This is a genomic window from Kitasatospora sp. NPDC058115 (assembly GCF_042884635.1).
GTDB lineage: Bacteria > Actinomycetota > Actinomycetes > Streptomycetales > Streptomycetaceae > Kitasatospora.
Genome location: NZ_JBHVTL010000006.1, coordinates 113,672 through 126,353 on the forward strand (window position 1 = coordinate 113,672; position 12,682 = coordinate 126,353).

10 protein-coding genes and 1 pseudogene are annotated in these 12,682 nt (G+C 72.9%); 7 read left to right on the forward strand and 4 right to left on the reverse strand.

The window, feature by feature from the left end; translation table 11 throughout:
- Positions 1–2,749: collagen binding domain-containing protein (locus tag ACFVVL_RS08325; protein ID WP_387672423.1), on the forward strand; the 2,749-nt coding region annotated here is incomplete at its 5' end.
- A 79-nt stretch (positions 2,750–2,828) separates the two neighbouring features.
- Here the strand turns inward: ACFVVL_RS08325 and ACFVVL_RS08330 are convergent.
- Complete coding sequence (locus ACFVVL_RS08330; protein ID WP_380291163.1) at positions 2,829–3,488, reverse strand: ThuA domain-containing protein; 660 nt, start codon at positions 3,486–3,488, stop codon at positions 2,829–2,831.
- A 225-nt stretch (positions 3,489–3,713) separates the two neighbouring features.
- Between ACFVVL_RS08330 and ACFVVL_RS08335 the strand changes: the two genes are divergently transcribed.
- The 3 genes from ACFVVL_RS08335 (at position 3,714) to ACFVVL_RS08345 (ending at position 6,194) form a co-directional block, all read left to right on the forward strand.
- Positions 3,714–5,381: a purple acid phosphatase family protein gene (locus tag ACFVVL_RS08335; RefSeq protein ID WP_387672426.1), complete on the forward strand. Its 1,668-nt coding sequence runs from the start codon at positions 3,714–3,716 to the stop codon at positions 5,379–5,381.
- A gap of 165 nt (positions 5,382–5,546) precedes the next feature.
- Positions 5,547–5,771 carry a type II toxin-antitoxin system VapB family antitoxin gene (locus tag ACFVVL_RS08340; RefSeq protein ID WP_387672429.1) on the forward strand — a complete coding sequence of 75 codons (225 nt, stop codon included), beginning with the start codon at positions 5,547–5,549 and terminating at the stop codon, positions 5,769–5,771.
- Positions 5,772–5,774: 3 nt separating this feature from the next.
- Entirely contained in the window at positions 5,775–6,194 is a 420-nt protein-coding gene (locus ACFVVL_RS08345; protein ID WP_387672432.1) for a PIN domain-containing protein, read from the forward strand.
- 63 nt (positions 6,195–6,257) lie between these two features.
- On the opposite strand, the gene ACFVVL_RS08350 is transcribed toward ACFVVL_RS08345, so the two are convergent.
- Positions 6,258–7,472, reverse strand: a complete 1,215-nt coding sequence (locus tag ACFVVL_RS08350; protein ID WP_387672435.1) for a pyridoxal phosphate-dependent aminotransferase — start codon at positions 7,470–7,472, stop codon at positions 6,258–6,260.
- A gap of 97 nt (positions 7,473–7,569) precedes the next feature.
- Between ACFVVL_RS08350 and ACFVVL_RS08355 the strand changes: the two are divergent.
- Positions 7,570–7,920 (forward strand): annotated as a pseudogene (locus tag ACFVVL_RS08355) (winged helix-turn-helix transcriptional regulator); the annotation flags it as partial.
- Between the two features lie 170 nt (positions 7,921–8,090).
- On the opposite strand, the gene ACFVVL_RS08360 reads toward ACFVVL_RS08355, so the two are convergent.
- Positions 8,091–8,597, reverse strand: a complete 507-nt coding sequence (locus ACFVVL_RS08360; RefSeq protein WP_387672438.1) for an aegerolysin family protein — start codon at positions 8,595–8,597, stop codon at positions 8,091–8,093.
- A gap of 294 nt (positions 8,598–8,891) precedes the next feature.
- On the opposite strand from ACFVVL_RS08360, the gene ACFVVL_RS08365 reads away from it, so the two are divergent.
- Entirely contained in the window at positions 8,892–9,707 is an 816-nt protein-coding gene (locus tag ACFVVL_RS08365; RefSeq protein WP_380291151.1) for an SGNH/GDSL hydrolase family protein, read from the forward strand.
- Positions 9,708–9,797: 90 nt separating this feature from the next.
- Here ACFVVL_RS08365 and ACFVVL_RS08370 read toward each other — a convergent pair whose 3' ends face one another.
- Positions 9,798–11,414, reverse strand: coding sequence for a DUF2079 domain-containing protein (locus tag ACFVVL_RS08370; protein ID WP_387672442.1), 1,617 nt, complete (start codon positions 11,412–11,414; stop codon positions 9,798–9,800).
- 174 nt (positions 11,415–11,588) lie between these two features.
- Here ACFVVL_RS08370 and ACFVVL_RS08375 point away from each other — a divergent pair, with 174 nt between their 5' ends.
- Positions 11,589–12,500 carry a pentapeptide repeat-containing protein gene (locus ACFVVL_RS08375; protein WP_387672445.1) on the forward strand — a complete coding sequence of 304 codons (912 nt, stop codon included), beginning with the start codon at positions 11,589–11,591 and terminating at the stop codon, positions 12,498–12,500.
- Positions 12,501–12,682 lie beyond the last annotated feature (182 nt).

Genomic DNA, 12,682 nt, shown 5'->3' on the forward strand with positions numbered 1-12,682 from the left:
GGTGCTGACTCCGGCCAATGCGGCCGAGGGTGTGCAGGTGACGGCTCCCAATGTGCTCCAGCCCGCTGTGACGGGTGAGGTGCGGGTGCTGAAGACGGACGCGGTGACGGGTCTGCCGCTGGCGGGTGGTGTGTTCCAGCTGTGGGAGGAGACCAACGGGATTCCCGGTCTCCAGACCACGGGCATCAACCCCGACACCCAGATCGGTTCGGCGTGCACCACCGGCGCCGACGGTCTGTGCAGCCGCACGGTGGACCTGGGCACCTACTACTGGCTGGAGACCGCTGCGCCTCCCGGGTACGTGCTGCCGGTGGATCCGGTGTTCGGTCCGTTGGTGCTGACTCCGGCCAATGCGGCCGAGGGTGTGCAGGTGACGGCTCCCAATGTGCTCCAGCCCGCTGTGACGGGTGAGGTGCGGGTGCTGAAGACCGATGCGGTCACGGGTGCCCCGCTCGCGGGTGGCGTGTTCCAGCTGTGGGAGGAGACCAACGGCATCCCCGGTCTCCAGACCACCGGCATCAACCCCGACACCCAGATCGGTGCCGCCTGCACCACCGGCGCCGACGGCACCTGCCGCCGCACGGTGGACCTGGGTACCTACTACTGGCTGGAGACCGCCGCGCCTCCCGGCTACACGCTGCCCGTCGACCCGGTCTTCGGTCCGCTGGTGCTGACGGCGGCCAACGCGGCCGAGGGCGTTCAGATCACTGCCCCCGACATTCCGCAGCTGCCCCTGACGGGTGAGGTGCGGGTGCTGAAGACGAACGCCGAGACCGGTGCTCCGCTGGCCGGTGGTGTGTTCGAGCTGTGGGAGGAGACCAACGGGATTCCCGGTCTCCAGACCACTGGTGTCAACCCCGACACCCAGGTCGGTGCGGCCTGCACCACCGGCGCGGACGGTCTGTGCCGCCGCACGGTGGAGATCGGGACGTACTACTGGCGTGAGACGGCTGCGCCTCCCGGGTTCGTGTTGCCGGCCCAGCCGGTGTTCGGCCCGCTGGTGCTGACCCCGGCCAACACCGCCGAGGGGGTCCAGGTCACGGCTCCCGACGAGCCGCAGGCTCCCGTCACCGGTGAGGTGCGGGTGCTGAAGACGAACGCCGAGACCGGTGCTCCGCTGGCCGGTGGTGTGTTCGAGCTGTGGGAGGAGACCAACGGCATTCCCGGTCTCCAGACCACCGGCGCGAACCCGGACACCCAGGTGGGTTCGGCCTGCACCACCGGTGCGGACGGTCTGTGCCGCCGCACGGTGGACGTCGGGACGTACTACTGGCGGGAGACGGCTGCGCCTCCCGGGTTCGTGCTGCCGGCCCAGCCGGTGTTCGGCCCGCTGGTGCTGACCCCGGCGAACGCCCAGGCCGGCGTCCAGGTGACCGCTCCCGACGAGCCGCAGGCTCCCGTCACCGGTGAGGTGCGGGTGCTGAAGACCGACGCGGTCACGGGTGCCCCGCTCGCGGGTGGTGTGTTCCAGCTGTGGGAGGAGACCAACGGGATTCCCGGTCTCCAGACCACGGGTGTCAACCCCGACACCCAGGTCGGTGCCGCGTGCACCACCGGCGCGGATGGCCTGTGCCGCCGCACGGTGGACCTGGGTACCTACTACTGGCTGGAGACCGCCGCACCTCCCGGATACGTGCTGCCGGCCCAGCCGGTCTTCGGTCCGCTGGTCCTGACGGCGGCCAACGCCGCCCAGGGTGTCCAGGTCACCGCCCCCGATGCCCCGCAGCAGCCCGTGACGGGTGAGGTGCGGGTGCTGAAGACGGACTCGGTGACGGGTGCTCCGCTGGCGGGTGGTGTGTTCGAGCTGTGGGAGGAGACCAACGGGATTCCCGGTCTCCAGACCACCGGCGCGAACCCGGACACCCAGGTGGGTTCGGCCTGCACCACCGGCGCGGACGGTCTGTGCCGCCGCACGGTGGACGTCGGCACCTACTACTGGCGGGAGACCGCCGCGCCTCCCGGGTACCTGCTGCCGGCCCAGCCGGTGTTCGGCCCGCTGGTGCTGACCCCGGCGAACGCCCAGGCCGGTGTCCAGGTGACGGCCCCCGATGTTCCGCAGGGCCCCGTGACCACCGGTGAGGTGCGGGTGCTCAAGACCGACGCCGAGAGCGGTGCTCCGCTGGCGGGCGGTGTGTTCGAGCTGTGGGAGGAGACCAACGGGATTCCCGGTCTCCAGACCACGGGTGTCAACCCCGACACCCAGGTCGGTGCCGCGTGCACCACCGGCGCGGACGGCTTCTGCCGCCGCACGGTGGAGCTGGGCACCTACTACTGGCGGGAGATCGCGGCGCCCCCCGGGTACGACCTGCCGGCCGACCCGGTGTTCGGCCCGCTGGTGCTGACGGCGGCCAACGCCGCCCAGGGAGTCCAGGTCACCGCCGGTGACTGCCCGTCGACGAAGCCGCCGGGCACGGGCTCGATCCACCTGAACAAGAAGGACAAGTGGTCGGGCGAGCCGCTGTCCGGTGCGGTGTTCGAGCTGTGGCGCGAGAGCAACGGCGTCCCCGGCCTGCAGACCGGGGGTGCCAACCCGGACACCCCCGCGGGCGGCTGCACCACCGACACCGACGGTGCCTGCGACTTCGACCACCTGGCGGTCGGGCAGTACTACCTGAAGGAGACCGCCGCGCCCGACGGCTACCAGCTCCCGCGCGACCCGGTCACGGGCCCCATCCAGGTGAACGACGACGACTGCGTCCCGATCTGCCTCACCAACAAGAAGGAGAAGGAAGAGGAGGAGTGCTGGTGACCGGTTGAACGAGCGGACCGCCCGGAGCAGATCGTCTGCTCCGGGCGGTCCGCTGTTGCGGCGGCGCGCCCCGGGCCGCTCAGCCGAGCACGTGCCGCAGGCCGCCCAGCAGGTGACCGCGGAAGGCCCGGTCCGCGTACGCCTCGGGCGCGTGGCCGAGCGCGGTGTAGAAGGTCGGCGCACCGTCGTGCTCCCCGCACCAGGCGAGCGGATGACGGTCGGCCAGGCCCATCGCCGCCCCGGTGTAGTCGGCCTCGTCCACGGTGAGCAGCACCCGGGCGCCGCGCTCGCGCGGGTCGGAGCGGAAGTCGTACCACTCGTCGGTCCACTCCCAGCGCGCCGGCAGGTGGGCGGTGGCCGGGTGGTCCGGGTCGGCGACCCGCACCGGCGCGGTCTGGATCGCCGGGTGACGGTCGAACCGGGCGCCGACCAGTCCCTCGAACCACGGCCACTCGTACGCTGTGCTGGACGCCGCGTGCACGCCGACCCAGCCGTGGCCGGCGCTCAGGTGGGCGCGCAGCGCGTCCTGTCCGGCCTCGTCGAGCACCGGGCCGCCGGTGGAGAGGAACACCACGGCGGCGTAGCGGCGCAGCGCGGCGGGCCGGAAGACGGCCGGGTCCTCGGTGGCGTCGACGGTGAAGCCGTGCCGTTCTCCCAGCTCGCCCAGTGCGCGGGTGCCGTCGACGACGGAGGCGTGCGGGAAGCGGAGGTTGCGACGGTAGATCAGGATCCGGGCCATGGTGCACGATCCTGCCAGCCCCGGCCGCGGCGCCCGCGTCCGGGCCCGACCGCGCTCCGGACCCGCACTCCGGACCCGCGTCCGTCCGGGCCCTGACGGCGCGTTTCGCCTGCGTACGGCTTTGCCGAGGCATGGTCGAACATTGGCGTTCGACTGACCGGCACGCCCGGGCCCGTTCACCGCGCGTCCGTGTCCGGTCAACGCGTGGCTGGAAGAGTCCGGCCCATGGAAACTCCGAACATGGGCGTGCCGGTGAAGCTCGCCGAACGCATGAGCATGGCCGAGCAGCACGAGTACCTGCGGGCCCGTCACTCCCGCCGCCGGATGCTGCGTGCCGGCGCCGTCTCGGTGGGTGCGCTGGCGGTGGGCGGCGTCCTGGGCGGCGGCACCGCCTCGGCCGCCCCGGTCTCGCCGCAGCTGCTGACCGGAGGGGCCGCCGCGGGTGTCGACGGCTCGCTGGTCGCCCCGATCGGGCGCCACCTGTCCTTCGGTCCCGAGCCGGACACCCAGTTCCGGGTCTCCTGGCAGGTGCCGGCCCCGGTGAAGCGGCCGTTCCTGCGCTACGGCAAGAACCCGTGGGACCTCGGCCACCGGATCGAGGCGGAGGTGCGCACCCTGCACACCCCGGCGCTCACCCCCACCGGCCAGCCGGTGGACCAGTACTACCTGCACGTGGCGCTGGAGGACCTCCACCCCGACACCACCTACTACTACGGCGTCGGCCACCAGGGCTTCGACCCGGCCTCGCAGCAGGCCATCTCCACCCTCGGCACCTTCCGCACCGCGCCCTCGCGCGAGCACCGCTGGGGCAAGGTGTACGAGCCGTTCACCTTCACCGCCTTCGGCGACCAGGGCGTCAGCGACCACGCCAAGGGCAACGACCACGTCATCCTGGCGCAGAACCCGGCGTTCCACCTGCACGCCGGCGACATCTGCTACGCCGACCCGGCCGGCTCCGGCCAGGACTCCGACAAGTCGGTGTTCAACGCCGCCACCTGGGACGCCTTCCTGGTGCAGACCGAGACGGTCGCCTCGAAGGTGCCGTGGATGGTCTCCTACGGCAACCACGACATGGAGGCCTGGTACTCGCCGAACGGCTACGGCGGCGAGAACGCCCGCTTCTACCTCCCGGACAACGGCCCGGACCGGCGCAGCGTCCCGGGTGTCTACTCGTTCCGCTACAAGAACGTCGGCGTCATCTCGCTGGACGCCAACGACGTCTCCTACGAGATCCCGGCCAACCTGGGCATCTCGGCGGGCAAGCAGACCCGCTGGCTGGAGCGCACCCTGAAGGACCTGCGGGGTGACGAGACCGTCGACTTCGTCGTGGTCTTCTTCCACCACTGCGCCTTCTCCACCACCCACCAGCACGCCTCCGAGGGCGGGGTGCGCGAGGCCTGGGTGCCGCTGTTCGAGAAGTACCGGGTCGACCTGGTGATCAACGGTCACAACCACGTGTACGAGCGCACCGACGCGATCCTCGGCAACAAGGTCTCCCGGGCGGTGCCGAGCGGCGCCACCGTCGAGCCCGCCAAGGACGGCGTGGTCTACGTGACGGCGGGCGCGGCCGGCCGCAGCCTCTACCGCTTCGACGCCCCGGACACCTACGAGGGCCACGAGAACCGCCTCGACTCGGTGGACACCTACTACTTCGCCAAGGGCGGCGGCAAGGTCACCGAGAAGGTCGAGTGGTCGCGGGTCCGCTACACCGGCTACTCCTTCATCAAGGTCGACGTGAAGCCCGCCCACCTGGGGCAGAAGTCCGAGATGACCGTCACCGCCCTGGCCGAGGACGGCACCCGGGTCGACCACTACACGATCCTGCGCACGGTCGGCGAGGGCTGGGACAGCGACCACGACGACGACGGCCGCGGCGGCGGCTGGGGCTGGTAACCCCCCGGCGCCCCGCCCTTCCGCACCCGGCCGGCCCCCGCAGAGCTCGCTCCGCGGGGGCTCTGCCGTCGGAGAATTCGGACATTTCGACTTGCCAGTGCCGTGGCGCGGCCGTACCGTGGATGATGTGGATCGATTTGCCACGTCATCTACAAAGGGGCGAATATGAGCATGACCAACGTCGATGTCGACGATGCGATCCTCGCGGAGGCCATGCGCTTGATGGGGACCAGCACCAAGAAGGACACCATCAACGGCGCCCTGGCCGACTACGTCAACCGCCTCAAGCGCCTGGAGGCCCTGGAGCGGCTCTCCGCGCGCGCGGCCCGCGGTGAGTTCGACCCGACCGAGCGGATCCACCGGGCCCGGAAGGCCGGCGGACAGGAGTAGCGGATGAGCGACATGGGCTTCCTGATCGACACCTCGGGGTTCGTCGAGTTGATGCGCAACCCGAGGGTGCTCGGCCGGTGGCGAGCCCCGTTGGAGTCCGGACTCCTCAGGATCGCCAAGGTGACCAAGGCGGAGATCCTCTACTCGGCCACCGGCCCCGCCCACCGTGACGAGCTGGAGGAAGAGCTCGACGACCTCTTCGGTGCGGCGCTCGGGCTTCCGAAGGGCGGTGAGGACTGGGCGCTCAACGCCCAGTACAAGCTGACGCAGAGGGGGCAGCACCGGTCGGCCGGTGCGGTGGACCTGCTGCTCTGCTCCGTCGCGGTGCACCACGACTACCCGGTCCTGCACGTGGACAGCGACTTCGCCGCCGTCGCCCGGGTGATCACCGAGCTCAGGGAGCGGGACGTCCGCGAGCCGTGACCGGGATCCGCCCGGAGCCCCCGCAGAGCTCGCTCCGCGGGGGCTTCGGGGGTGTCGGGGCGGTCAGGTCTGGCGGTAGGTGGCGAGGAAGCGGCCGATGCGGTTGATCGCCGTCTCCAGGTCGTCGGCGCGGGGGAGGGTGACGAAGCGGAAGTGGTCGGGGCGGGGCCAGTTGAAGCCGGTGCCCTGGACGACGTGGATCTTCTCGCGGAGCAGGAGGTCCAGGACGAAGCGCTCGTCGTCGACGATCCGGTGGACGGTCGGGTCGAGCCGGGCGAAGGCGTAGAGCGCGCCGCGGGGCTTGACGCAGCTGACGCCGGGGATCTCGTTGAGGGCCCGGAAGGCGACGTCGCGCTGTTCGGCGAGGCGGCCGCCGGGCAGGACGAGGTCGTTGATGGACTGGTGGCCGCCGAGTGCGGCCTGGACGGCGTACTGGGAGGGCACGTTGGGGCACAGCCGCATGCCGGAGAGCATGGTGAGGCCCTCCAGGTAGTCGCTCGCGTGCTGCTTGGGGCCGGAGACGACCAGCCAGCCGCTGCGGAAGCCGGCCACCCGGTAGGACTTGGAGAGGCCGTTGAAGGTGAGGGTGAGCACGTCGTCGGCCAGGGCGGCCAGGCAGTGGTGCTCCACGCCGTCGTAGAGGATCTTGTCGTAGATCTCGTCGGCCAGCACCATCAGCTGGTGGCGCCGGGCGAGGTCGAGGATGCCCTCCAGCAGCTCCTTCGGGTAGACCGAGCCGGTGGGGTTGTTGGGGTTGATGACCACGATCGCCTTGGTGCGGGCGGTGATCTTCGCGGCGATGTCGTCGAGGTCGGGGAACCAGTCCGCCCCCTCGTCGCAGGCGTAGTGCACCGCCTTGCCGCCGGCCAGCCGGACCACCGCCGTCCACAGCGGGTAGTCGGGCATCGGGACGAGCACCTCGTCGCCGTCGTCGACGAGGGCGGTGACGGACATCTGGATCAGCTCGGAGACGCCGTTGCCGAGGTAGACGTCGTTGACGGTCACACCCTCGACGCCGCGCTGCTGGTAGTACTGCACCACCGCGCGGCGCGCCGGCAGGATGCCGCGCGAGTCGCTGTAGCCGTGTGCGCGGGGGAGGTTGCGCATGATGTCCTGGAGGATCTCCTCCGGCGCCTCGAAGCCGAACGTGGCCGGGTTGCCGGTGTTCAGCCGGAGCACGCTGTGCCCGGCCTCCTCCAGCGCGTTGGCCTGGTCGACCACCGGGCCGCGGATCTCGTAGCACACGTCATTCAGCTTGCTGGACTGCCGAAACTCCATCTGCGGCCTCCCGACCGTCACCCCGCGTCGATCCTGGTCGCTTTGTTCTACCAAGTAGGCACTTGGAAAGTCCAACCTCTTGGCTATGCTGATCCACATGTCACGCCGAAGCTACGACCAGTACTGCGCCGTCGCCCGCGCCCTGGACGCGGTGGGGGAGCGCTGGAGCCTCCTGATCGTCCGTGAACTCCTGGCCGGCCCGCGCCGCTACACCGACCTGCACGCCGACCTGCCCGGCGTCTCCACCGACATCCTCGCCGCGCGGCTCAAGCAGCTGGAGGGCGAGGGCGTCGTCGAGCGCCGCCGCCTCGAACGGCCGGCCAACGCCACCGTCTACGCGCTGACCGCGCGCGGCGCCGAGCTGCGGCCGGTCGTGGCGGCGCTCGGCGTCTGGGGGCTGGACGCGCTGGGGGAGCAGCGGCCGACCGACGCCGTGCGCACGCACTGGGTCACCGGCGGCGTGGAGGAGCCGGTCGGGGTCTGACCGGAGCGGGGTCCGGCCGGGGCTCGGCCCGACCGGAGCCGGTCCGGGCCGGAGCGGAACGCGGCCGGGCCGCGGCGGGGCGCCCGTGTGGGAGGCGCCGTGCCGCGGCCCGGGGTCCTGCGGGTGTCGGGGGGTCAGACACCCCACACCGAGAAGTCGACGGTGGCGTTGTTGCCCGAGCCGCCGGCCTTGCTGACGTGGAACTTCAGGTCACTGCCGGCCCAGTCGTAGCTGTTCGAGCCGACGTACGGGTTGTTCCAGTGCACCCGCACCAGACGCCCGTCGAGGGCGGGGTTCGCGCAGTTCTCCGCGTAGAACTGCGCGAACCCCTCGGTGCCGGTCGCGAATCCGTTGGACTCCGACGACCAGCTCCCCCGCTGCTGGTCGGCGATCCGCTCCGGCGGCTCGTGGCTCCAGATCCCGTGGCTCAGCTCCCAGGACTCCCGGGTGAGCGTGCAGCCGGTCCAGTTGGAGAGCCGGACGGTGGTGCTGCGGGCGGCGGTGGCGGCCGCGGCGGTGGCGCCCGTGGTGGTGCGGTCGGTGGTCGGGGCGGCCGAGGCCGTCCCCGCCAGGCCGGCCGTCAGCGCGGCCGCGGCGGCCAGGGTGACCGCGGTGGCGCGCAGGCGGCTGGTGCTGTTCATGTGGTTCCCCCGAAGTGACTGTGGTGTGGTGCTGCTCGGGCCGGGCCTCGCGTCCTCCCGACGTGTCCCACTCTGCCCGGCGCCGATAAACGGTGGATCGGTATCCGCTTGCCGTGGCCGTTGATGCCCGTAGTGCCGGCGGTGTCGGTGGTTCCGGCGGTGTCGGTGGTGCTGGTGGTGTCGGTGGTGCCGGTGGTGCCGGTGGTGCGGGGCCGATGCCGGGGTCTGCGGCCGGGGCCCGATCCCGAGGCCGCCGGACCCCGTCGCCGTCCGCGCGCGTACGATCGTCGGGCCATGGAGAACACCGAGAACACGCCCGCCGCCGTCCGCGGTGGCGCCAGTTTCGCCAGCTACGTCGCCGTCGGGGACTCCTTCACCGAGGGCATGTGCGACGACCTGCTGCCCGACGGCCAGTTCCGCGGCTGGGCCGACCGCGTGGCCGCCCGGCTCGCCGCCGACCACCCCGAGGGCGGCTTCCGCTACGCCAACCTCGCCGTCCGCGGCAAGCTCATCGGCCAGATCCACGACGAGCAGCTGGAGGACGCCGCCGCCATGGGCGCCGAGCTGGTCACCCTGGCCGGCGGGCTCAACGACGTGCTGCGGCCGCGCTGCGACATCGCCCGGGTCGAGGAACTCCTCGGCGCCTCCGCCGCCCGGCTGCGCGCCACCGGCGCCACCGTGGTCATGTTCACCAGCACCGACCCGACCCGCCGGATGGCCGGTTCGGCCCGGCTGCTCCCGGCGATCCTGCGGATGAAGGCCTTCGTGCACGAGCTCGCCCAGGACCCGGGCATCGCCGTGGTGGACCTCTTCTCCGCGCCCTGCTTCGACGACCGCCGGCTCTGGGCGGAGGACCGGCTGCACCTCTCGCCCGAGGGACACCGCCGGGTCGCCGAGGCCGTCCTGGAGGCGCTCGGCCGCCCCGCCGGCTTCGACTGGCGCGCGCCGCTGCCGGCCGCCGCCCCGCCGACCCGCGGCGAGAAGCTGGCCGCCGACGCCCGCTGGGCCCGCACCCACCTCGGCCCCTGGATCGGCCGCCGCCTCACCGGCCGCTCCTCCGGCGACGGCCGGGCGCCCAAGCGCGCGGACCTGCTGCCGTACGAGGGCTGAGACGAGGGCCGGGACGGGAACCCCGGGACGAGAACCGGTACGGGGGGCTGACGCGCGGGCCGGGGCCGGTGCCCGTACCGGCAGCGGGCGTCAGCCGCGGAACAGGTTGTGGCCGACGTCCGACGGCACCTCGTCCTGGTACGGGGTGGAGTCCGGGCCGGGCACCCGCTCGCCCGGGACCGGCTCGGTGCCCTCCCGATGCAGCAGGTACACGCCGTCCTCCGACCAGACCGTCCGGTACCCGTGCGCCAGCAGCAGCTCGATCCGGGCCGCCTGCTCCCGGTCGGTCCGGAACGGGAAGGACCGCTTGTCCGCCCGGATCAGCACGTACTCGCGTGCGCGCGGCGTCTCGTCGACCAGCACCACGTCGGCGCGGGCGGTCAGCCGGGGCGCGGCCTGGTTGTCGGCCTCGACGGAGGCGCCGTCCGGGACCAGCGCCGCGCCGCGCAGCAGCGCCGCCTCGCTCGTCTTCGGCTGCCAGTAGGCCGGCACGAACAGGTTGGCCGCCCCGAGCGGCAGCGCGGCCGCGACGGTCACGGCGGCCGCCGCCACGCCGAGCCGGCGGGTCAGCACGCGGTCGTGGCAGCGGCCCAGCACCTCCACCGCGGCGACCACCAGGATCGGCCAGAGGAAGGCGTCGTAGTGCCGGGCGACCGACCAGTGGTTCGGGTTGCTGGAGAGCACCCGCTCGGCGAGCAGCGGCACGGCGAGCAGCACGGTGGCGGAGCGCAGCGGCAGGAGGAACAGGGTGCCGAAGATCCAGAGCAGCAGCAGCGGCTTCAGCGGGGCGTCGAAGAACGCCGAGACCAGGAGGGTCGGGTCGGCGAGCACATGGGCGACCGCCGAGCCGCCGTCCTCGCCCAGCGCCTGGTAGTTCCAGTAGTAGCCGGGCACCCCGCCCATCGCCGGGACCAGCTTCGCGATCGCCACCGCCGAGGCGAGCGGGCCGCCGAGCAGCAGGCCCAGGCCCCAGCGGACGGCCGGCCGGCGACGGCCGGCGTCCGGCTCCCGGCGTGCCCGCAGCAGCAGCACCAGGCCGTACGCGCCGACCGTCAGGCCCATGTCCTCCTTGGTGCAGCACAGCAGCAGACCGGCCAGCGCGGACGCCCAGTACTGCCGGGCCATGCCGCGTTCCAGCATCAGCAGCGTGAGCGGGACGGCGAACGCCACCTCGTGGAACCCGCCGCGCGAGGCCACCAGCAGCGGCCAGCCCAGCCCGTAGGCGAGCGCGGCCAGGTCGGCGGCGCGGCGGGCGGTGCGGGGGTCGGCGTCGGCGAAGCAGCGGTCGGTGATCCGCCGGATCAGCGGCACGCCGGCGGCGAAGCAGAGCGCCTGGCCGAGGAGCAACGAGCGCGGGTCGTCCCAGAGCCAGTAGAGCGGTGCCATCAGCGCGATCACCGGCGAGAAGTGGTCGCCGAGCAGCGAGAAGCCGGGCGGGAACGCGTGGTGGAAGCTCTTCAGCGTGGAGACCGGCAGGCCGAAGTGCGCGTAGCCGCGCACGCCCTGGTCGAAGATCCCGAGGTCGAAGCCGCCGAGCTGGAGGGTGGTCCACTGCTGGGCCGCGATCGCCAGGCAGACCGCGAAGCAGAGCAGGGTGAAGGCGACGGTGCGGGCGCGGGGCGGGAGGCGGAGGGCGGCCGGCTGCCCGGCGGCGGGCCGCTCGGTGCCCTCGGTGTCCGGGTACGGCGCCACGTCGTGCCGGGACATGCCTGGGTTCCTCCACTGGTGCGCCGGGTCTGCTCGTGTTCGGCCGACCACACTAACCGACGGCCGCGCGGGGGCTTGTCGGTACGCTCTACACCTGCACCACCGCACCGCGGTGAACAGCGCCGAACAGCGCCGCACCGCACTGGACCGTCGTACCGGAGGAACAACAGCATCGTGAGCGTCCCGGGCCTCAACCTCGTCTCCGACTGCGGGAACTGCTTCGGGCTGTGCTGCGTCGCGCTGCCGTTCGCGGCCGGCACCGACTTCGCCGTGAACAAGGCCGCCGGCAGCGCCTGCCGCAATCTGCAGACCGACTTCACCTGCGGCATCCACGAGCGGCTGCGGGACAGCGGCTTCCCCGGCTGCACGGTGTACGACTGCTTCGGGGCCGGTCAGCACGTCTCCCGGGTCACCTTCGGCGGGCGCAGCTGGCGCGAGGTCCCGGAGACTGCGGGCCCGATGTTCGAGGTGTTCCCGGTGGTGCGCCAGCTGCACGAACTGCTCTGGTACCTCACCGAGGCGCTCACCTTCGCCCCGGCCCGCCCCGTGCACGGGGAGCTGCGCCGGGCGCTGGAGGAGACCGAGCGGCTGGCGGGCGGGACACCGGAGGAGATCCTGGCGGTCGACGTGCCGGCGCACCGGCAGGCGGTGGCCGAGTTGCTGCTCAGGGCGAGCGAGCTGGTCCGGGCCGCCGTGCCGGGCCGGCGCGAGCACCGGGGCGCGGACCTGTTCGGCGCCCGGCTGCGCGGGGCCGACCTGCGCGGGGCCAATCTGCGCGGCGCGCTGCTGGTCGCGGCGGACCTGGCCGGCGCCGACCTGCGGCTCGCCGACCTGGTCGGCGCGGACCTGCGGGACGCCGACCTGGCGGGCGCCGACCTCACCGATGCGCTGTTCCTCACCCAGGCGCAGCTCAACGCGGCCCGTGGTGACGCCGCCACCCGCCTCCCGGCGGCGCTGCGGCGCCCGGCCCACTGGCCCGAGAAGGCCGACGCCGCGGCCCCCGGCGGCGGCAGCGCCCGCGGGCCGCGCAAGCCGCAGGGCGGCGCCCGCGGTGGCGGTCGCCCGGGCAGGCCCCGGCGCCGCTGAGCCGCCGGGGCGCGGAGGCCCCGCGGGCGCCGGGCTTGCCGGGGTGTGGGCGGGCGGTCCGTGGGTTGCGCTGGCGGTGGTGGGGTGCACGGGGTTGCCTGCTGCCGGGCAGGGGATTGGCGCGGCGGGTGATGGGCGTGGCCGGGCTTGCCGGGGTGTGGGCGGGCGGTCGTGGGTTGCGC

Excerpts from the sequence above, each read along its gene's own strand:
- ACFVVL_RS08330 (WP_380291163.1), bottom strand. The coding sequence starts at position 3,488 with ATGGCCCGGATCCTGATCTACCGTCGCAACCTCCGCTTCCCGCACGCC.
- ACFVVL_RS08335 (WP_387672426.1), top strand. The coding sequence starts at position 3,714 with ATGGAAACTCCGAACATGGGCGTGCCGGTGAAGCTCGCCGAACGCATG.
- ACFVVL_RS08340 (WP_387672429.1), top strand. The coding sequence starts at position 5,547 with ATGAGCATGACCAACGTCGATGTCGACGATGCGATCCTCGCGGAGGCC.
- ACFVVL_RS08345 (WP_387672432.1), top strand. The coding sequence starts at position 5,775 with ATGAGCGACATGGGCTTCCTGATCGACACCTCGGGGTTCGTCGAGTTG.
- ACFVVL_RS08350 (WP_387672435.1), bottom strand. The coding sequence starts at position 7,472 with ATGGAGTTTCGGCAGTCCAGCAAGCTGAATGACGTGTGCTACGAGATC.
- ACFVVL_RS08360 (WP_387672438.1), bottom strand. The coding sequence starts at position 8,597 with ATGAACAGCACCAGCCGCCTGCGCGCCACCGCGGTCACCCTGGCCGCC.
- ACFVVL_RS08365 (WP_380291151.1), top strand. The coding sequence starts at position 8,892 with ATGGAGAACACCGAGAACACGCCCGCCGCCGTCCGCGGTGGCGCCAGT.
- ACFVVL_RS08370 (WP_387672442.1), bottom strand. The coding sequence starts at position 11,414 with ATGTCCCGGCACGACGTGGCGCCGTACCCGGACACCGAGGGCACCGAG.